Below are 19,127 nucleotides of genomic sequence, written 5' to 3' on the forward strand. Positions count from 1 at the left end.
ATAGCTATCTCAACTTAGACTGCAATAGAGCCATTTTATTAAAAATGCGTTCCAAAGTGCGTCAAGCAGCTTGGCCAATTGCCGGTTGGCATTGTGTCCGCCCGTCACGCCACGCCGCACGCAATCGGTGTACAGTAAGCGGTGTACAGTAAGCGTTACACTAGACATCATACTTTTCCTAAGCCCGCCCATGAAATTCTGCTCCGAATGCGCCCATCCTGTCAGCCTGTCCATCCCGGAAGGCGACAACCGTCCGCGCTATGTGTGCACCAACTGCGACGCCATCCATTACCAGAACCCGAAAATGGTGGTCGGCTCGATTCCCGTCTGGGAAGAGGATGGCCAGTTGCAGGTCTTGCTGTGCAAGCGGGCCATCGAACCGCGCCTGGGCTACTGGACCCTGCCGGCCGGCTTCATGGAAAACGATGAAACGACGTCGGATGCGGCCGAGCGCGAAACGGTGGAGGAAGCGGGTGCGAATATCGAACTGGGGCCCCTGTTTTCGCTGCTGAACGTGCAGCGCGTGCACCAGGTGCACCTGTTCTACCTGGCCCGCCTGCGCGACCTCGATTTCGCACCGGGCATCGAAAGCCTGGACGTGCAGCTGTTTACGGAAGCGCAGATTCCCTGGGATGACCTGGCCTTCCCCACCATCCGCGCCACCCTGGAACTGTTCTTTGCCGACCGCGTGAAAATCCGCGAAGGCGGCAGCTACGGCGTGCATACGGGCGACATCACGCGCCCGATGGCGCGCACGGATGCAGAATAAGCTCCCCTCACCTGCCACCTTTGACGCCGCATGATTCCCTGGCTCGACATCCACACCCCGTTCCCCGACGTCTCGCGCGCCCTGACCGACGAGGCCCCCGGCCTGCTGGCGGCCGGCGCCGACCTGTCGCCCGCGCGCCTGCTCGACGCCTACCGGCGCGGCATCTTCCCCTGGTTTTCCGAAGGCCAGCCTATTTTGTGGTGGAGCACCGATCCGCGCATGGTGCTGATGACGGAGCATTTCAAGGTCTCCGACAGCCTGGCCAAGGCGATCCGCAAGGTCGAACGCAGCGCCGCCACGGACGGGCGCTGGCAGCTGCGCTTCGACGGCGATTTCGACGCCGTCATGCGCGCCTGCGCCGCGCCGCGCAAGGATGGCCCGGGCACGTGGATTTCCGATGAAATCATCGCCGGCTACACGGGCTTGCACAAGCTGGGCTACGCGCATTCGTCGGAACTGTGGCTGGACGGGGAACTGGTGGGCGGCGCGTATGGCGTGTCGATCGGGCGCATGTTCTATGGCGAATCGATGTTCGCGCGCGTGACGGATGGCTCGAAGATCGCGCTGGCGCACCTCGTGCGCTTTTTGCAGGCGCGCGGCGTGACCATGATTGACTGCCAGCAAGAAACAAAACACCTGGCGTCGCTGGGTGCGGCGCCCATTTCGCGCGCGCGCTTCCTGGCCCATGTGCGCGTCGCCATTGAAGCAGCGCAAATCACGGATTGGCAAGCTGCACCGGCGGCATAAAAAAGCTATGATATCTCCACGCAGACTTCCATTGCCGCGGACAGACCAGACAGGATCAGCATGACGCACCTGAACGAACTACCGTTTGCCACCCTGCAGTTCTACACGACGGCGCCCTACCCGTGCAGCTACCTGGACGACCGCCAGGCCCGCTCGCAGGTGGCCACGCCCTCGCACCTGATCAACAGCGACGTGTATTCGGAACTGGTGCGCAACGGCTTTCGCCGCAGCGGCATTTTTACTTACCGCCCGTATTGCGATGGCTGCCAGGCCTGCATACCCGTGCGCGTCGTGACGGGCGAGTTCACACCGAACCGCAACCAGCGCCGCGCCTGGCACCGCCACGCTGACCTGCAGGCGGGCGTGGCCACCCTGTCCTTCCTCGACGAACACTACGAGCTGTACCTGCGCTACCAGAGCACGCGCCACGCGGGCGGCGGCATGGACCAGGACAGCCGCGACCAGTATGCGCAATTCCTGCTGCAAAGCCGGGTCAACACGCGCCTGGTGGAGTTTCGCGATGCCGAAGGCATCCTGCGCATGGTCAGCATCATCGACGTGCTGGCCGACGGCCTGTCATCCGTCTACACCTTTTTCGATCCGGACGTGCCGGGCGCCTCCTACGGCACCTACAACGTGCTGTGGCAAATCGCCCAGGCGCGCGAACTGGGCCTGCCCTACATCTACCTGGGCTACTGGATAAAGCAAAGCCCGAAGATGGCGTACAAGATCAATTTCAAGCCCTTGGAAGCCCGCATCAAGGGGCAGTGGGTCATCCTGTAAAAAAAGGGGCTCGCGCCCCTTTTTTCATGCCTGCCGTACCGGCTTACCTGCTCTTGTCCGGAAACGCAGGACGCTTGGGCTGCACGGGCGGATTCTTTGCCAGTTCGGCCTGGATCACCTCGATCGCCTTTTCCAGCTGCGGATCGCGCCCGGCGATGACGTCGGCCGGCGTTTGCTCGACGTCGATATCGGGCGGCACGCCTTCGTTTTCCACGCCCCAGCCATTCTCGCGCGTCCAGAACGCCAGGTTCGGCGCCGTGATGAAGCCGCCGTCCATCAGCACGGGGAAGCCCAGTACGCCCACCAGGCCGCCCCACGTCGCCTTGCCGATCAGCGGGCCCATGTTGTTTTTGCGGAACATCCACGGCAGCAGGTCGCCGCCCGAACCGGCCGTCTCGTCGATTAGCATGGCGCGCGGCCCCTGGATCGACGCGGACGGCGTCTTCATGTCAGCGCCATAGCGCATGGTCCACCAGGCGATTTCCTTTTTCTGCAGGATCTCGATGTAGTAATCGGCCACGCTGCCGCCGCCGTTGAAACGCTCGTCGACGATGATGGCCTGCTTGTCCGCCTGCGGGAAGAAGTAGCGCTTGAAGTAGGTATGGCCCAGGCCCGCCGTATTCGGCACGTACACATACGCCACCTTGCCGCCCGTGGCCGCATTGACCTTGCGCATATTGCCTTCGATCCAGTCGCGGTTGCGCAAGGCATCCTCGGTCGGCACGGGCACCACGGTGATGGTGCGCGCGCCCTTGCCGTCGGCCGACGGTCCCACGGTCAGGTCGACGGCCTTGCCGGCCGTGTTCTCGAAGGCGCTGTAGATATTCGTCGGCGGCAGCAAAGGACGGCTGTCGACGGCCAACAGGTATTCGCCCGCCTTGACGTTCAGGCCCGGCTCCGTCAGCGGCGCGCGCAGGGCCGGATTCCAGTTCAAGCCGCCATACACCTTCTTGAAGCGGTAATGGCCGTCGCGCACTTCATAATCGGCGCCCAGCAAGCCCCCCGGCACTTTCTTTGCCTCGATAAAATCATCGCCGCCGCCGCCCCGGTGGTGCCCCACGGCCAGCTCGCTGCACATCCACTGTATCAACCGGTTCAGGTCCGCGCGGCTGGACAGCTCGGGCAGGAACACGGCGTACTTGTCGCGCATGGCCTTCCAGTCCACGCCATGCATGCCCGGGTCATAAAAGTAATCGCGGTTGATGCGCCACACCTCGTTGAAAATCTGCGTCCACTCGGCGCGCGGATCGGCCTTCACTTCGATGGCGTCGACCTTGATCTTGCCCTCGCCCGGCGCCAGCAGCTTGCCCGTGGCCGACCCCATGGCCCAATTGTCCTTCTGGCGGTACAGCAGCTTCTTGCCGTCGGCCGAGACTTCGAAATCATCGGCTTCCGCCACCACGGTTTCCGCCTTGCGCTCCTTCAGATCGAAGCGCTGCACGGCCTTCTTGCCGTCGCTTTCGCGCAGCAAAAAGATTTGCCCCGCAGCGCCAGCCGTCAGGCTGGAGAATTGCGCGGCCGGCAGCGGCAAGTCGACGATGCGCGTGGCGATGCCGTCGAAATCGATGTGGATCGGCGCCACCGGCGCCACGACCACTTTCGGGTCGTCGCGCCCCGTCTTCGGATCGACCTTCGGCTCGCTCTTCGCTTCCGCTTCCCCCTTCGCCGTGTCTTTTTTACTCTCCGCGCCGGCGGCCTTTTCCTCGTCGCTTTCCTTGATCAGGGGCGATGGCAAGTCGCGCCGCAGCACGGCCATCCACACGGTGCGCGTCACCAGATTGTCTTCGTTCTGCTGCGAGAACCAGTTGTTGCTGGGGCCAGCATTCGTCGAGGCGAAGAAGTACAGGTATTTGCCGCTCTTGTCGAACACGGGCTGGGCCACGTCGGACAAGCCGTCGGTCACCGGCATCGACTTGTTCTGCTCGACGGAATAGATGTAGGCGCTGCGCGTGTAGGTGGGCGAATTGAGCGTATAGGCCAGCCAGCGCGAATCGGGCGCCCACGAGGCGCGCATGCTCTTGTCGACGCCATACATCGGCTCCGTGGCGATTCTTTGCACCTTGCCCGTGCCGACATCGATCACATACATGCTCCAGCCATTGTCGGCAAACGCGATCTTCCTGCTGTCGGGCGACCAGACAGCGTTGTCATAGAAACCGCTGCCATTGAGCTTGAGCTTTTTCACGGCGCCCTTGCCGTCCTGCGAGCGCACATGCAGTTCATATTCTCCCGACTCGTCCGAGAAATACGCGACCGAGCGGCCATCGGGCGACCAGATGGGCGTGCGCTCGTGGGCGCCGGCCGTCTGCGTCAGGTTGCGCACGTCGCCCTTGTCGGCGGGGATGGTGACGATTTCGCCCCGGTATTCGAAGGCGATGCGCGCGCCCGACGGCGAAATCGACGCGTCGCGGATGTATTTCGCGTTCTTGACCCAGCGGGGGCGCGCCTGCCCCAGGTCGCTGGCCACGGCGATGGCCAGCTTGTGCGCCTGGCCGCTGGCGATATCGAGCGAGTGCAGATAACCGGCCTGCTCGTAGACGATGGTGCCGTTCGCCGCCGACGCGTTCAGCACGGGGAAATCCTTGTGCTGCGTCAACTGGCGCACGGCTTTCGTCTTGACGTCGTAGGCAAACAGGTTGAATTCGCCGTTGCGGTCCGAGCGGAAGTACACGGTATCCTTGATCCACATCGGGTCGACGTCGTTCGAGCGCGTCGTCGGCTGGGGGATTTTTTCAATCGATTTGTCGCTGGACGAAAATAGCCACAGCCAGGAATTGGTGCCGCCCCGGTAGCGCTTCCACTGCTTGAAGGCGGGCGCCAGCGGGTTGTAGGCGATGCGCTGGCCATCGGGCGAATACGTGGCGCGCGAGGCGTTGGGGATTTCCAGCTGGGTCTCCACGCCGCCCGCCACCGGCACCGTGAACAGCTTCTGGAAGCGGTTGTTGAAGGCGGCGCGGGGCGAGGTGAACATCACGGACTGGCCATCGGGCGTAAACGATTGCGCCAGATCAACACCCGGGTGGAAGGTCAGGCGGCGCGGCACGCCGCCCGCCGCGGCGATCACATACACGTCGACATTGCCGTCGATGTTGGCGCTATACGCGATCAGGCTGCCGTCGGGCGAAAACACGGGGTTCGATTTGTCGCCCAGGTCGGAGGTCAGGCGCCGCGCGCCGCCGCCGTCCAGGTTCGACAGCCATACATCGCCCGCATAGATGAAGGCGATGTGGCGGCTGGAGACGGCCGGTTCGCTCAGCATGCGGGTGTCTTGCGTATTGGGCAGGGCCAGGGCCGGATGGCTCAGCAGCAGTGCGCTGGCGGCCGCGATGGCGGTCAGGATGCGTGTCTTTTTCAATCGATGTCTCGCTTATGAAGTCAACAGAACAGAGAAAAAACAGGAAGGTCCACGGTCGAATGCGAATTATCAAGGATTCAATATTGCATTAGACCAACGAGAACTATACACCCGGCAGCCGCGCGGAACACGGTAAAATACGCCACTTATTTCGCGCGCCGCCAGCCCTTCCCGGCAGCCCGCATACCTACTCAAAGCGCCCCATGTCTGAAAAATTCCTGTACTCCCTCGCCCGCCCCTTGCTGTTTTCGATGGATGCCGAAGCGGCCCACCATCTCACCCTGCCCGCCCTGAAACGCGCCAGCGCGCTGGGCCTGACGAAGCTGGCCGGCAAACCGGCGGCGGACCCGCGCACGGTGATGGGCATCACCTTCCCGAACCCGGTCGGCCTGGCCGCCGGCCTGGACAAGGACGGCGCCTACATCGACGCGCTGGCCGACCTGGGTTTTGGCTCCATCGAAGTGGGCACCGTCACGCCGCGCGCGCAGGCGGGCAACCCGAAACCGCGCATGTTCCGCCTGCCGCAGGCGCAGGGCATCATCAACCGCATGGGCTTTAACAATGGCGGCGTGGACGCGTTTGTCGCCAACGTGCAGGCGTCGAAGTTTTACCAGAACCGCGCCGGCGTGCTGGGCCTGAACATCGGCAAGAACGCCGACACGCCCATCGAGCGCGCGGCCGACGACTACCTGCTGTGCCTGGAAAAAGTCTACCCCTACGCCAGCTATGTGACGGTGAACATCTCGTCGCCGAACACCAAGAATTTGCGCCAGCTGCAGGGCGCGTCGGAACTCGACGCCCTGCTGTCGCAGCTCAAAGATGCGCAGGCGCGCCTGGCGGACAAGCACAAGCGCTACGTGCCGCTGGCCCTGAAAATCGCGCCGGACATGGATGGCGAACAGGTGAAGAGCATCGCCGAGTCGCTCACGCGCCACCAGATCGACGGCGTCATCGCCACCAACACGACCCTGTCGCGCAGCGCCGTCGAAGGCATGCCGCACGGCGCGGAAGCGGGCGGCCTGTCGGGCGCACCCGTGTTCGAGCTGTCGAACAATGTCATCCGCCTGCTGAAGGCGGAACTGGGCGACGCGCTGCCCATCATCGGCGTGGGCGGCATCATGCAGGGCAGCGACGCCGTGGCCAAGTTCGAGGCGGGCGCACAGCTGGTGCAGCTGTACAGCGGCCTGATTTACGCCGGCCCCGCGCTGATCAAGGATTGTGCGCGCGCGCTGCACGGCAAGCAGGCCCGCTAAGGACGGCGCATGGAAAAGATCAAGCTGGGTACCAGCAGCCTGGAAGTCAGCAGGATCTGCCTGGGCACGATGACCTTCGGCGAACAGAACACGGAAGCCGAAGCGCACAGCCAGCTCGATTACGCGCTGGAACGGGGCATCAACTTCATCGACACGGCCGAGATGTATCCGGTGATGGCCAGCGCGCAAACGCAGGGCAGCACCGAGCGCCACATCGGCAGCTGGCTGAAGAAAAGCGGCAAGCGCGGCAACATCGTGCTGGCCAGCAAGGTGGCCGGGCCGAATTCGCGCATGCACTGGATACGCAAGGGCAAGACGGATCACGACGCGGTCAATATCCGCGCCGCCGTCGAAGACAGCTTGCGCCGGCTGCAGACGGAGCACATTGACCTGTATCAATTGCACTGGCCCAGCCGCAACCTGCCCATCTTCGGCGCCAGCGTATACAACCCGCGCAAGGAGCACGCTTGCGTCGCCATCGAAGACACGCTGGCCGTGCTGGGCAAGCTGGTCGAGGAAGGCAAGATCGGCCACATCGGCGTGTCGAACGAATCGTCGTGGGGCGTGTGCGAATACATCAAGCAGGCGGAACTGAAGGGCTTGCCGCGCATCGCCTCCATCCAGAACCTGTACAACCTGACGGCGCGCCATTTCGAGACGAGTTTGCTTGACGAAACCTGCCACCGGGAAAATGTCAGCTTGCTGGCCTACAGCCCGCTGGCGTTCGGCCAGCTGACGGCGAAATACCTCGACGATCCGCAGGCCAAGGGCCGCCTGACGCGCTTTCCGGCCGGCTGGAGCCCCCGCTACGTGCGCCCCGCCACCATCGCGGCCGCCGGCCAGTATGCGGCGCTGGCCCGCGCGCACGGCTTGACGCCGGCGCAGCTGGCGCTGGCCTGGTGCTACACGCGCTGGTTCGTGGCCTCCACCATCATCGGCGCCACCAGCGTGGAGCAGTTGCAGCAAAATATCGACGCCCATCAAGTCACCCTGTCGCCGGAACTGGTTGCGGCCGTCGACGCCATCCACGCCAGCCTGCCCAATCCGGGACAGTAGGCTCGCTCCGTCTGGCGGCGCATGCCGCCGCCAGACTCCCCACGCTCATCGCAGATAGTCGCATTTATACAACAGCTGGCAATTTACTGCCGTGCAGCATTGCAGCCTTGCCATGCCCGGCCGTATGCTGGAAACGAGGCCATATGCGCTACCCGCGTCATTCGGACGCGTATCAGACATTTATTGCATATCGATAGACAGAACGATTCGTAAGCACGCCACAGGCCCACTGTTACTCTGATGTCATCACCGGACCGCCATGGTCCGCGTAACCACCAACCGAAGAGATATTGTCGATGAGTTCAAGCACCGCCCGCTCCCAGCTTCCCGCCCTGCCCGTGAAAACCGTTATCGCCGCCAGCCTGATCGCCTGCTTCAGCCTGCCAATGCAGGCGCAAGCGCAGCAAGAGCTGCCGGCCGAAGGTGAATTGCAATCGGTGGTGGTCACCGGCACCTTCGCCAAGAACCGCCGCACCATCGATTCCGAATCGCCGATCGACATCCTCACCTCGCGCGACCTGCAAAGCACGGGCTCGGCCGAACTGGCCACCGTGCTTGCGCGTTTGCTGCCCTCGCTGAACTTCGCCCGCGCCACGGGCGCCGACGCCAGCGACGCCGTGCGCCCTGCCCAGCTGCGCGGCCTGTCGCCCGACCAGACCCTGGTGCTGGTGAACGGCAAGCGCCGCTACACGTCGGCCGTCGTCAACGTCAACGGTTCCCTGGGCCGCGGCTCGGCGCCCGTCGACCTGAACGCCATCCCGCTGGCCGCCATCGACCACGTGGAAGTGCTGCGCGATGGCGCGGCGGCCCAGTACGGCTCCGACGCCATCGCCGGCGTGATCAACATCATCCTGAAAAAAGGCGCGGCCGGCGGCGACGTCGAAGTGGGCTATGGCCAGACGCAGGAACGCGACGGCAAGCAAAAATCCATCAAGGGTTCGGCCGGCTTCGCCCTGGGGGAGGACGGCTGGGTGCGCGTCTCGGCGGAAGTGGCCGAGCGCGACCCGACCAACCGCGCCGGCGCCGACTTCCGCAACCCACTGGAACCGCGCTACGGCAAGGTCAACCAGCGCTATGGCGACCCGGAAAGCAAGCCGGCGACGATTTTCCTCAACAGCGAATACCGCATCAGCGATAACCTCGACTGGTATGCCTTCGGCAACTATGGCAAGCGCGACACGTCGGCTGCCGCCACGTGGCGCACGGCGCTGATCCAGGATGCGGTCACCAAGGCGTATTCGCAGCGCACGCCGATCTACCCGGAAGGCTTCTTGCCGCTGCAAAACAGCACGCTGACCGACCAGTCCATCGTCACGGGCTTGCGCGGCGAAGCCGCCGGCTGGCGCTGGGATGCCAGCCTCAATTACGGCAGCAACAAGTTCGAGCTGGACCTGGACAACACGGTCAACCAGTCGCTGGGCGCGAACAGCCCCACGCATTTCTATGCGGGTTCGCTGAAAAACGAGCAGACCGTGTTCAACCTCGATGCGGCGCGCGAATTCCCCGTCGCCGCCTTCTCCGGCCCGCTGACGGTGGCCGTCGGCGCCGAAGCACGCCATGAAAAGTACAGCATCGGCGCAGGCGACGCAGCGTCGTACACGGGCGGCGGCTCGCAAGGCTTTGCCGGCTTCCGTCCTGCCAACGCGGGCAGCCATTCGCGCCACAACGAATCGATCTATGTGAACCTGGAAGCGGAAGCGACGAAGAAACTCTCGGGCGGCGTAGCCTTACGCCATGAGCGCTACAGCGATTTCGGCAGCACTACCTCGGCCAAGGGTTCCGCCCGCTATGCGTTCACGGATGCGCTATCCCTGCGCGGCACGGTATCGAGCGGCTTCCGTGCGCCATCGCTGGCACAGCAGTACTACACCATCACCACCACCAACTTCCAGGTCATCAACGGCAACAATACGGCCATCGAGACGGGCACCTTCGCCGTCAATACGCCGCAGGCGCGCGCCCTCGGTGCACAGGACCTGAAACCGGAAAAGGCCCGCAACTACAGCCTGGGCCTGCAGTTCCAGCCCAGCCGCAACTTCACGACGACGGTGGACGCCTACCGCATCGACATCGACAACCGCATCCTGTTCTCGGCCAACCTGGCGCTGAACGACAAGCTCAAGGCCCAGCTGGCCGCGCAAGGCACGCCGGTGGGCGCGGCGCGCTACTTCACCAACGCCGTCGACACGCGCACGGAAGGCGTGGACATCGTCAGCACCTACCGCATCGACCTGCAGGAGAAGGACCGCCTGGACCTCACCGTGGCGTACAACCACAACAAGAGCACGGTACAGAAAATCGCCGACAATCCGGCCATCCTGACGGCCAACAACCTGAAACTGATCGACCGCCAGAGCATCGACCGCATCACGGTGGCGTCGCCGAAGGACAAGTTCAGCCTGGCCGCCGACTACAGCTTCGGCATCTGGAATGCGCACGGCGTCGTGACGCGCTACGGCAGCTTCACCGTACCGCAAAATGACGTCAAGCTGGACCAGACGTACGACCCGCAATGGGTGCTGGACGTGTCCGGTTCCGTGAAGCTGGGCAAGAACTGGCGCCTGGTGGCCGGCATCGACAACGTCACCAACCGCTACCCGGCGCAAGTGACGAGCGCGGGCAACCTGAACGTCAACGGCACCCAGCCCTACAGCATCTTCGCGCCGAACGGCTTCAACGGCCGCTATTACTACGCCAAGGCCGGCTATAGCTGGTAAATGGCGCTCTGCCATGCAAAAAGCCTGGAACGCATCGCGTTTCCAGGCTTTTTTTTCATGCGTCAGCGCATGCGCCCGCAGGCGCTGCAGGCTCAGGCGCGGCGGCGCGCGGCAAATCCGACCAGGCCAAGGCCCAGCATCAGCATGCCGTAGGTCGCTGGCTCAGGCACTGCCGAGACCGAATTGAACGCGCGGAAATTGCTCAGGCCACGCGGCAGGTTGGCAATGGTGACAACCGTATTGGCGGCCAGCGGCGTGTCCCAGTGGAACAACAGTTCGCCACGGCCATAATGCACGGCCAGGTAGTCGAAGCTGGAGTTGACGGTGAACGAACCAGAGTTGCTGCTGGCCAAGTCGCCCTGGGCGGCAAAGACCAAGGAGCCGGTACCGCTGGACGGCAGGCCAAACGTGCTGCTGACCAAACTCTGGATGGCGGCCGCGCTTTGCGCGCCGGGCGGGTTGGCGCCGTCATAGACCCAGACCGAGTCCGCTGCCACGCTGCCATAGGTGACGGTCTTGCCGCCCACCGAAAAGCCCGTCATGGCAGGATCGGTGATTTCCACCCAGCTCGCCGCCTGGGCCAATGGCGCCAGGCAAGCCGCAGCGGTCAGGCAAAGACCCAGCAACGCGCGTTTGGTCATGTTCATATATTCCCCTGATATAAATATTTCAATAATTGCAATTTTAATTATTTTTCTATCACTCTCACATCGCAGAGCAAAAGATATCATTCAGGAAATCGAAATACAATAAAAGAAACAATTTTTACCATTGGCATTTTCAATTGGCCTTATCGATTTATGGCCGGTGCCGGCTATCGCGGGGCATGCAGCCCTCCCTGCCATGTCCGGGCGCCGCTCCTGGCAGCAGGATTGTTGTAGATCGGCACATGCCAGATAGCGGTGTAGCCCTGCGGCAACGGCAAGCCGGAAGGTAGGCGTGGTCATCCTGGCACGCAATCGGCTACCATGGGCCTTACTCTTCTTGATGACGGATAACCATGCCCAGCTGGCACCTAGCCGACGCCGCCGAACTGGCGGCGCGCCATCCCTACACCTTCTACAAATCGCCGCCCGAGGCCATCGCCCAGGTGCGCCCCGGCGAGGTGGTCAAGCTGATCTTCGCCTTCCACAGCGACGATCCGCAGGCACCCGGCGCCGAGCGCATGTGGGTGCTGGTCGATACGGTGGACGCCGGCGGCCAATTCACTGGCAAGCTCGACAACACGCCCGGCTACATCGCCGACTTGCGCGCCCAGGACCCCGTCGCCTTCGCGGCGCGCCACATCATCAATACGCAGCACGACGATGACGATAACCTCGTCAACCGCTATGCGGGCCTGTGCTTCGTCACGAAAAAAGTGCTGGAAGACGGCGCGCCCGTCGGCTATCTGTACCGCGAGGAACCGGACAACGACGACGACAGCGGCTGGCGCTTCACGGCGAATGATGAAAGCGACGACTACATCAACGACAGCGCCAACGTGGCCCTCGTGTCGCTGGGCGCCGTGCTCAGCGTGGATGACCGCTTCATTGCGCTGCTGGACGCACCCGCCGGCGCGGCGTTTGCCTTCGACCACGACACGCAACAATTCATGGCGGTGGACGAATGACAAGTGATGAACTGAAGGAATTTTGCGCAACCCTGCCCGGCGCGCAAGCCGTGCTGTACGGTGCGCCGTCGAATATCCTCGTGTATGAAGTGGCGGGCAAGAAATTTGCGTACTTTAAAACCAGCATGCCGGAACAGTGGCGCTTCAGCCTGCGCGCCAGCGCCGGGCGCTTTATCGAACTGACGGACATGCCCGGCGTGAAACCGGCCCGTTACATGGGCCGCTTTCACTGGGTGACCATCGTCGACGTGGCGCGCTTCCCGTCCGATTACCTGGCGGAACTGGTTCAGGATAGCTACGCGCGCGCCGTGGCCAGCCTGACGCGCGCGCAAAGGGCGGCCATCGCCTAGAGGGCGTCCTCGCCCGCCATCGCGCGGTCGATGTCTTCGCGCGTCAGGTCCGGCGCCAGCTGCAGGATGAACTCGTAGGCGTAGGCGCGCAGGTAGGCGCCCCGCCGGACGGCCAGGCGCGTCGTGTTGGTGGCGAACAGATGCGACGCTTCCACGGCCCGCAGCCCCTTGTCGCGGCCATGGTCGAAGGCCATCGAGGCGACGATGCCCACGCCCAGGCCCAGCGCCACGTATTGCTTGATGACGTCGGAATCCATGGCCGTCAGGATGATATCGGTCGCCACGCCAGCCTTGGCAAAGGCGTCGTCGATATGCCCGCGCCCCGTGAAACCCTTGTCGTAGGTAATCAGCGGATACTTCGCCAGGTCTTCCAGGCGGATGGGCGAATGTTCGAGCAGCGGATGGCCGTCGGGCACGACGATCAGATGGCTCCAGCGGTAGCACGGGAACGACACCAGGTCGGGGAACTGGCTCAAGCCTTCCGTGGCGATGCCGATATCGGTCTTGCCGGACAGCACCCATTCCGCAATGTGCTCGGGCGCGCTTTGTTGTAGCGCAATACGCACTTCGGGAAAAGCGGCGCGGAAGCTTTGCACCACTTTCGGCAGCGCATAGCGCGCCTGCGTGTGCGTGGCCGCCACGGACAAGGTCCCGCTCGTCTGGCCGCTGTATTCGAGGCTGGCCTGCTGCAGGTTTTCCGCCTCGATCAAGAGACGGTCGACGATCTTCAGAATGCCCTTGCCCGGCTCCGTCAAGCCCGTCAAACGCTTGCCGTTGCGCTCGAAAATCACCACGCCCAGCTCGTCTTCGAGCTCGCGGATTTGCCGGCTCACGCCCGGTTGCGACGTGAACAGGGCGTTCGCCACTTCCGTCAGGTTATAGCCGCGGCGGGCCGCTTCGCGGATCGATCGCAATTGTTGAAAGTTCATGGCTATCCTGTATCAAGTTCGGGTGGGTTCAACAAATACATGGAGACGTTTCGGGCGGACAACCAATGTCTCGCCTTCCTTCAGCTGCAGGTGGGTGAAACGCTCGTTCGACATCACCGCTTCGATCAGTTCGCTGTTATCCACGCGCTGCAAGTCCAGCTGGGCCAGCGGGCCGATGGCATGGGCGCGGCTCAGTTTCACGACGATGCCTTCCGCGCCCTGCGTGTAGCGGTCGATTTCCAGGTCGTGCGGACGCACATAGGCCGTGCCCTTGCTGTCGCTCACGCCCGCGTAGTCGGGCACCTCGAAACTGGCGTCGCCCGTGGCCATCACGCCGTCATGCACGCGGCCGTGGAACAGGTTGACGTTGCCGAGGAAGCCATACACGAACGGCGACGCGGGGTGGTTATAGACTTGCTCTGGGGAACCGAGTTGCTCGACCGTGCCCTTGTTCATCAGTACGACCTGGTCGGCCACTTCCAGCGCCTCTTCCTGGTCATGCGTGACGAAAATACTGGTGACGTGCAAGTCGTCATGCAGGCGGCGCAGCCAGCGGCGCAATTCCTTGCGCACCTTGGCATCCAGGGCGCCAAACGGCTCGTCGAGCAGCAGCACGCGGGGCTCGACCGCCAGCGCGCGCGCCAGGGCGATGCGCTGGCGTTGCCCGCCCGACAATTGCGGCGGATAGCGGTCGGCCAGCCAATCGAGCTGCACCAGCTCCAGCAAATCCTTGACCTTGCGGCGGATCTGGTCTTCCGACGGGCGCTCGCTGCGCGACTTCACGCGCAAGCCGAAGGCCACGTTCTCGAACACGGTCATGTGCTTGAACAGCGCATAGTGTTGAAACACGAAACCGACCTGGCGCTCGCGCACATGGCGGTTCGACGCGTCTTCCGCGTCCAGCAGCACCTGGCCGCTGTCCGGATGTTCCAAGCCAGCAATAATGCGCAGCAAGGTGGTCTTGCCGCAACCGGACGGGCCCAGCAAGGCCGTCAGTTCGCCGGCGGGAAAGTCCAGCGAGATATTGTCGAGGGCAACGAAATCGCCGAAGCGCTTGTGGATGTTTTTAACTGCGATGGTCATATCAGTGCTCCGTGGAACGTAAGGCGGAATCGTCGGCGTTGCTCTCGTTCAAACGCCACTCAATGAAAGCTTTCAAGGCCAGGGTCACCAGCGCCAGCAGGGCCAGCAGGGAGGCGACGGCAAACGCGGCGGCGAAGTTGTACTCGTTGTACAGAATCTCCACCTGCAGCGGCATGGTGTTGGTTTCGCCACGGATATGGCCGGACACGACGGACACGGCGCCGAACTCGCCCATGGCGCGGGCGTTACACAGGATCACGCCATACAGCAGACCCCACTTGATATTTGGCAAAGTCACGCGGCGGAAGGTATTCCAGCCCGAGGCACCCAGCACGATGGCGGCCTCTTCCTCTTCGCTGCCCTGCGACTGCATCAGCGGGATCAATTCACGCGCCACGAACGGGAAGGTGATGAAGATGGTGGCCAGCACGATGCCGGGCACGGCGAACAGGATCTTGATGTCGTGCGCCTGCAGCCACGGGCCGAACCAGCCCTGGGCGCCAAACATCAGCACATAGATCAGGCCGGAAATCACGGGCGAGACGGAAAACGGCAAGTCGATCAGCGTCAGCAAGATGCTCTTGCCGCGGAATTCGAACTTGGCGATGCACCAGGAAGCGGCCACGCCGAACACCAGGTTCAACGGCACGGCGATGGCGGCCGTGATCAGGGTCAATTTAATGGCGGAAATCGCGTCCGGGTCGATGATGGCGGCGATATACGCTTCCCAGCCCTTCTTGAACGCTTCCGCGAACACGGCCACCAGGGGCACGATCAGGAAAGCCGTCAGGAACAGCAAGGCGACGGTGATCAGGACGGTGCGTACCCACAACGGTTCCAGCACGACGGGGCCGACATTCGGCTCGAAGCGGCGCACTGCCGGGCGCGCATTGTCCACGCCAGCGACGCTAGTCGTATTCGTACTCATGATTTCTTCGCCTTTCCGCGCGTCCATGCTTGCAGCAGGTTAATCGTCAACAACAGCAGGAAAGACACCACCAGCATCACCACGGCGATGGCCGTGGCGCCTGCGTAATCGTATTGTTCCAATTTGGTAATAATGAACAGCGGCGTGATTTCCGACACCATCGGCATGTTGCCGGCGATAAAGATCACGGAACCGTACTCGCCCGTGGCGCGGGCAAACGCCAGCGCAAAGCCCGTCAGCAAGGATGGCAAGATCGTGGGGAAGATGACGCGGATAAACGTTTGCAGCGAATTGGCGCCCAGGCTGGCGGCCGCTTCTTCCAGTTCCTTTTCCGCGTCTTCCAGCACCGGTTGCACGGTGCGCACGACGAAGGGCAAGCCGATGAAGGTCAGCGCCACCACCACGCCCAGCGGCGTGAACGCCACCTTGATGCCCAGCACGCCTTCGATGAACTGGCCGAACCAGCCGTTCGACGAATACAAGGCCGTCAGGGTGATGCCGGCCACGGCCGTCGGCAAGGCGAACGGCAAGTCGACCAGCGCGTCGATGATGCGCTTGCCGGGGAATTTGTAACGCACCAGCACCCAGGCCAGGATGCCGCCAAACACCACGTTCAACAGGGCAGCGATCAGGGAAGCGCCAAACGTCAGGCGGTACGACGCCATCACACGGTCGGACGTCACGGCGCTGAAGAAGGCGTCCCATGTCATGGTGAAAGTTTTCAGGAACACCGACGACAGCGGAATGAGAACGATCAAGGCCAGGTAAAAGAGCGTGAAGCCCAGTGACAGCTTAAACCCCGGCATGACCCGAAACGGCGCTCCGCGCGCCTTGAGCGGTGCTGCTGATGCTGCAGACATAGAAACTCCTTCTTATTACATTTTTGAGTTATAGAGTGCAATAATCACATGCATTCGTTATAAAAAGAACTAACCATTTCTCATTTGCTTAGATGGATTTTGCATACTTGCCGATGGAAATGCTGGGCGAAAAAAAACGCACCGGTGAGGTGCGTTGTTGTGGGAACAAGAGCGCCGAATAAAACGTTCAGGGCTAGGCGCCTTGCCGAAGACAGTACGGATGTACGGCGAGGCAATGCAACAACGCCATGGACGTTTTTTCGGTGCTCTTATTTGTTTGGTTGCGGCGTGAGGCGCAAGTATGGCTTGGCTGCCGTAAATCCCTTCGGATATTTCTGCTTGATCACGTCCGGGTCTTGCACCGTCAGTGGAATGATGACGTCGTCGCCATCTTTCCAGTTGCCGGGCGTGGCCACCGTGTAGCCGTCCGTCAGTTGCAGAGCGTCGATGACGCGCAGGATTTCATTGAAGTTGCGGCCCGTGCTCAGCGGATACGTGAGGATCAGGCGCACTTTCTTGTTCGGGTCGACGATGAAGACGGAACGCACGGTGGCCGTGACGGACTGTTCCGGGTGGATCATGTCGTACAGCACCGATACTTTCTTGTCGACGTCGGCGATGATGGGGAAACCCACCACCGTGTTTTGCGTCTCTTCGATATCCTTGATCCAGCTCTTGTGCGACTCGGCCGCATCCACGGACAGGGCGATGGCCTTCACATTGCGCTTGTCGAATTCCGGCTTGAGCTTGGCCGTCAAGCCCAGTTCCGTCGTGCACACGGGGGTAAAGTCGGCCGGGTGGGAAAACAGCACCACCCAGGAATTGCCCGCCCACTCGTGGAACTTGAGGGGGCCGATCGAGCTGTCTTGTTCAAAATCAGGGGCGACATCGCCCAGGCGTAAAGTCATCGTGATCTCCTTGAGAGGTTGTGTGGCAATGGGATGTGCGTCGAATCAGGCTGCCTGACGGTGGCGTTTGTCGCTTTGCGCCAGATCAAACAGTGTTTGCAGTTGCGCCTGGCCATAGACCCAGTCACCAAGGCGCGACTCGGCGTTGATATGGCCCAGCGCACCGCCATCAATATACTTGCAATTCCAGCGCCGTGCCCACTGCGCCGCATGTTCGGCCGTCATCCACGGGTCCGTCTGGCTGGCGATCAGGATGCCGGGGCAAGGCAGCCGCTTTTGCGGCAAGGCCTTGGCCACGCCAAACTTGTCGGGATCGGCCGGCCCCACCAGCAGCACGCCTGCCACGCCCTGCGGGTCGCGGGCCAGGCTGTGCGCCGTCGTCAGGCAGCCGAAGCTGTGGGCGACGATCAGGGTCGGGCGCGCATCTTGGCGCCGCACCTGATCCAGGCGCGCCGACCAGGTGGCCAGGTCGGGAGCGTTCCAATCGTCCTGCTCGACCCGCTCGAATTGCGGATACAGGCGCTGCCAGCGGCTCTGCCAATGCTCGGGACCGCTGTTATGCAAGCCCGGCACGATCAGTACCCGGTAATCGGAAAAGCTGCGCAGCGCCATGATGTGTCCTTGCGTGATCGATTCCGGCAAGCGTTGCCGCCTGCCGGTGAAGATTACTTCGGCTGATAGATCTGGTCGAAGATGCCGCCGTCGGCAAAGTGCGCCTTCTGTGCCGCCGTCCAGCCACCGGCCACTTGCTCGATGGTGAACAGGTTGACCTTGGCGAACTGCGACGCGTATTTCTTTGCCGCCTTGTCCGTTGCCGGACGGTAGTAGTTCTTCGCGATGATGTCTTGCGCTTCGTCCGTGTACAGGTAGTTCAGGTAAGCCTCGGCCACCTTGCGCGTACCGTGCTTGTCGGCAAACTTGTCGACGACGGCGACGGGTGGCTCGGCCAGGATGCTGACGGAAGGCGTGATGATGTCGAACTTGGTCGGGCCCAGTTCCTTGACGGCCAGGTAAGCCTCGTTTTCCCAGGCGATCAGCACGTCGCCGATGCCCCGTTCGACGAAGGTGGTGGTGGCGCCGCGCGCGCCGGAATCGAGTACGGGCACGTTTTTATACAGTTTGCCGAGGAAATCCTTGGCTTTGGCTTCGTTGCCGCCCGGCTGGCGCAAGGCATAACCCCACGCGGCCAGATGGTTCCAGCGGGCGCCGCCCGAGGTTTTCGGGTTCGGCGTGATGACGGATACACCTGGCTTGATCAAGTCATTCCAATCCTTGATGCCTTTCGGGTTGCCCTTGCGCACCAGGAACACGATGGTCGAGGTGTAAGGCGAGCTGTTGTGCGCCAAACGCTTTTGCCAGTCGGCGGCCAGCAGCTTGTGCTCGGCCAGCGCGTCGATGTCGTAGGCCAGGGCCAAGGTGACCACGTCCGCTTCCAGACCGTCGATGACGGCGCGCGCCTGCTTGCCGGAACCTCCGTGCGATTGCTTGATCTTGACGTTGTCGCCCGTCTTGCCTTTCCACTCCTTGGCAAACGCCGTATTCACATCCTGGTACAGCTCGCGCGTCGGGTCGTATGACACGTTGAGCAGGGTGATATCGGCAGCCTGCGCCGTTTGCAGAAGGGCAAACGCGCTGATGGCGGCGGCAGTGATGATTTTTTTCGACAGCATCTAATATCCCCGTGTGGTTGAACTTTCAGAGCCACCAGATTACGGCGCTATGGCCGCAAAGAGAACGAAGCGTTTCGCCGTTTGATATGCATTTTTCGCATATGGAC

At 62.5% G+C, this 19,127-nt stretch carries 17 protein-coding genes; 8 read left to right on the forward strand and 9 right to left on the reverse strand.

The annotated features are described in order from the left end of the window. Nucleotides 1-190 precede the first annotated feature (190 nt). The 3 genes from O3298_RS03865 to O3298_RS03875 are packed head-to-tail and all read left to right on the forward strand — an operon-like array spanning nt 191 to nt 2,299. Entirely contained in the window at nt 191-769 is a 579-nt protein-coding gene (locus O3298_RS03865; protein WP_305058556.1) for an NUDIX hydrolase, read from the forward strand. Between the two features lie 30 nt (nt 770-799). Next, a complete protein-coding gene (gene aat, locus O3298_RS03870) occupies nt 800-1,516 on the forward strand; it encodes a leucyl/phenylalanyl-tRNA--protein transferase (RefSeq protein WP_305058557.1) in 717 nt (238 codons plus the stop codon). Nucleotides 1,517-1,576: 60 nt separating this feature from the next. Next, nucleotides 1,577-2,299 carry an arginyltransferase gene (locus tag O3298_RS03875; protein ID WP_305058558.1) on the forward strand — a complete coding sequence of 241 codons (723 nt, stop codon included), beginning with the start codon at nt 1,577-1,579 and terminating at the stop codon, nt 2,297-2,299. Nucleotides 2,300-2,342: 43 nt separating this feature from the next. Here the strand turns inward: O3298_RS03875 and O3298_RS03880 are convergent, their stop codons facing one another. After that, entirely contained in the window at nt 2,343-5,654 is a 3,312-nt protein-coding gene (locus tag O3298_RS03880) for a S41 family peptidase (RefSeq protein ID WP_305058559.1), read from the reverse strand. A gap of 203 nt (nt 5,655-5,857) precedes the next feature. Between O3298_RS03880 and O3298_RS03885 the strand changes: the two genes are divergently transcribed. The 3 genes from O3298_RS03885 to O3298_RS03895 all read left to right on the forward strand — a co-directional run bounded on the left by O3298_RS03885 (nt 5,858) and on the right by O3298_RS03895 (nt 10,680). Beyond that, complete coding sequence (locus O3298_RS03885; RefSeq protein ID WP_099666807.1) at nt 5,858-6,907, forward strand: quinone-dependent dihydroorotate dehydrogenase; 1,050 nt, start codon at nt 5,858-5,860, stop codon at nt 6,905-6,907. A 9-nt stretch (nt 6,908-6,916) separates the two neighbouring features. Then, complete coding sequence (locus O3298_RS03890) at nt 6,917-7,963, forward strand: aldo/keto reductase (protein ID WP_289916892.1); 1,047 nt, start codon at nt 6,917-6,919, stop codon at nt 7,961-7,963. 296 nt (nt 7,964-8,259) lie between these two features. Further along, nucleotides 8,260-10,680 carry a TonB-dependent siderophore receptor gene (locus tag O3298_RS03895; RefSeq protein ID WP_305058560.1) on the forward strand — a complete coding sequence of 807 codons (2,421 nt, stop codon included), beginning with the start codon at nt 8,260-8,262 and terminating at the stop codon, nt 10,678-10,680. A 92-nt stretch (nt 10,681-10,772) separates the two neighbouring features. On the opposite strand, the gene O3298_RS03900 is transcribed toward O3298_RS03895, so the two are convergent. Beyond that, the gene (locus tag O3298_RS03900; RefSeq protein ID WP_289911248.1) at nt 10,773-11,327 is read right to left on the reverse strand and encodes a PEP-CTERM sorting domain-containing protein; all 555 of its coding nucleotides are present in this window, start codon (nt 11,325-11,327) and stop codon (nt 10,773-10,775) included. Between the two features lie 353 nt (nt 11,328-11,680). On the opposite strand from O3298_RS03900, the gene O3298_RS03905 reads away from it, so the two are divergent. Both O3298_RS03905 and O3298_RS03910 read left to right on the forward strand, forming a co-directional pair. Then, complete coding sequence (locus O3298_RS03905) at nt 11,681-12,292, forward strand: DUF2185 domain-containing protein (protein ID WP_305058561.1); 612 nt, start codon at nt 11,681-11,683, stop codon at nt 12,290-12,292. Next, entirely contained in the window at nt 12,289-12,642 is a 354-nt protein-coding gene (locus O3298_RS03910; RefSeq protein ID WP_289911250.1) for an MmcQ/YjbR family DNA-binding protein, read from the forward strand. Before O3298_RS03905 ends, O3298_RS03910 begins: the two co-directional genes overlap by 4 nt. Here O3298_RS03910 and O3298_RS03915 read toward each other — a convergent pair. From O3298_RS03915 to O3298_RS03945, 7 genes are all read right to left on the reverse strand, one after another. Continuing rightward, nucleotides 12,639-13,571, reverse strand: coding sequence for a CysB family HTH-type transcriptional regulator (locus tag O3298_RS03915; RefSeq protein WP_034785189.1), 933 nt, complete (start codon nt 13,569-13,571; stop codon nt 12,639-12,641). The two genes, O3298_RS03910 and O3298_RS03915, sit on opposite strands and share 4 nt — an antisense overlap. 12 nt (nt 13,572-13,583) lie before the next feature. Continuing rightward, entirely contained in the window at nt 13,584-14,654 is a 1,071-nt protein-coding gene (locus tag O3298_RS03920; RefSeq protein ID WP_034747519.1) for a sulfate/molybdate ABC transporter ATP-binding protein, read from the reverse strand. A gap of 1 nt (nt 14,655) precedes the next feature. Continuing rightward, entirely contained in the window at nt 14,656-15,582 is a 927-nt protein-coding gene (gene cysW, locus O3298_RS03925; RefSeq protein WP_251350677.1) for a sulfate ABC transporter permease subunit CysW, read from the reverse strand. Beyond that, entirely contained in the window at nt 15,579-16,388 is an 810-nt protein-coding gene (gene cysT, locus O3298_RS03930; RefSeq protein ID WP_099408869.1) for a sulfate ABC transporter permease subunit CysT, read from the reverse strand. The genes cysW and cysT overlap by 4 nt, the downstream gene beginning before the upstream one ends. A gap of 323 nt (nt 16,389-16,711) precedes the next feature. Next, nucleotides 16,712-17,350 carry a peroxiredoxin gene (locus O3298_RS03935; RefSeq protein WP_034785187.1) on the reverse strand — a complete coding sequence of 213 codons (639 nt, stop codon included), beginning with the start codon at nt 17,348-17,350 and terminating at the stop codon, nt 16,712-16,714. A 45-nt stretch (nt 17,351-17,395) separates the two neighbouring features. Beyond that, nucleotides 17,396-17,962: an alpha/beta hydrolase gene (locus O3298_RS03940; protein ID WP_034747509.1), complete on the reverse strand. Its 567-nt coding sequence runs from the start codon at nt 17,960-17,962 to the stop codon at nt 17,396-17,398. 53 nt (nt 17,963-18,015) lie between these two features. Further along, nucleotides 18,016-19,020, reverse strand: coding sequence for a sulfate ABC transporter substrate-binding protein (locus O3298_RS03945; RefSeq protein WP_099666802.1), 1,005 nt, complete (start codon nt 19,018-19,020; stop codon nt 18,016-18,018). Nucleotides 19,021-19,127: the final 107 nt, after the last annotated feature.

It is taken from the genome of Janthinobacterium sp. SUN137 (genome assembly GCF_030587265.1).
GTDB lineage: Bacteria > Pseudomonadota > Gammaproteobacteria > Burkholderiales > Burkholderiaceae_D > Janthinobacterium > Janthinobacterium kumbetense.

What these genes read in the sequence shown, in the direction of transcription:
- O3298_RS03865 (WP_305058556.1), top strand. Translation starts at nt 191, where the DNA reads ATGAAATTCTGCTCCGAATGCGCCCATCCTGTCAGCCTGTCCATCCCG.
- cysW (WP_251350677.1), bottom strand. Translation starts at nt 15,582, where the DNA reads ATGAGTACGAATACGACTAGCGTCGCTGGCGTGGACAATGCGCGCCCG.
- O3298_RS03890 (WP_289916892.1), top strand. Translation starts at nt 6,917, where the DNA reads ATGGAAAAGATCAAGCTGGGTACCAGCAGCCTGGAAGTCAGCAGGATC.
- O3298_RS03945 (WP_099666802.1), bottom strand. Translation starts at nt 19,020, where the DNA reads ATGCTGTCGAAAAAAATCATCACTGCCGCCGCCATCAGCGCGTTTGCC.
- O3298_RS03940 (WP_034747509.1), bottom strand. Translation starts at nt 17,962, where the DNA reads ATGGCGCTGCGCAGCTTTTCCGATTACCGGGTACTGATCGTGCCGGGC.
- O3298_RS03895 (WP_305058560.1), top strand. Translation starts at nt 8,260, where the DNA reads ATGAGTTCAAGCACCGCCCGCTCCCAGCTTCCCGCCCTGCCCGTGAAA.
- O3298_RS03910 (WP_289911250.1), top strand. Translation starts at nt 12,289, where the DNA reads ATGACAAGTGATGAACTGAAGGAATTTTGCGCAACCCTGCCCGGCGCG.
- O3298_RS03915 (WP_034785189.1), bottom strand. Translation starts at nt 13,571, where the DNA reads ATGAACTTTCAACAATTGCGATCGATCCGCGAAGCGGCCCGCCGCGGC.
- O3298_RS03875 (WP_305058558.1), top strand. Translation starts at nt 1,577, where the DNA reads ATGACGCACCTGAACGAACTACCGTTTGCCACCCTGCAGTTCTACACG.
- cysT (WP_099408869.1), bottom strand. Translation starts at nt 16,388, where the DNA reads ATGCCGGGGTTTAAGCTGTCACTGGGCTTCACGCTCTTTTACCTGGCC.
- O3298_RS03920 (WP_034747519.1), bottom strand. Translation starts at nt 14,654, where the DNA reads ATGACCATCGCAGTTAAAAACATCCACAAGCGCTTCGGCGATTTCGTT.
- aat (WP_305058557.1), top strand. Translation starts at nt 800, where the DNA reads ATGATTCCCTGGCTCGACATCCACACCCCGTTCCCCGACGTCTCGCGC.
- O3298_RS03935 (WP_034785187.1), bottom strand. Translation starts at nt 17,350, where the DNA reads ATGACTTTACGCCTGGGCGATGTCGCCCCTGATTTTGAACAAGACAGC.
- O3298_RS03885 (WP_099666807.1), top strand. Translation starts at nt 5,858, where the DNA reads ATGTCTGAAAAATTCCTGTACTCCCTCGCCCGCCCCTTGCTGTTTTCG.
- O3298_RS03900 (WP_289911248.1), bottom strand. Translation starts at nt 11,327, where the DNA reads ATGAACATGACCAAACGCGCGTTGCTGGGTCTTTGCCTGACCGCTGCG.
- O3298_RS03905 (WP_305058561.1), top strand. Translation starts at nt 11,681, where the DNA reads ATGCCCAGCTGGCACCTAGCCGACGCCGCCGAACTGGCGGCGCGCCAT.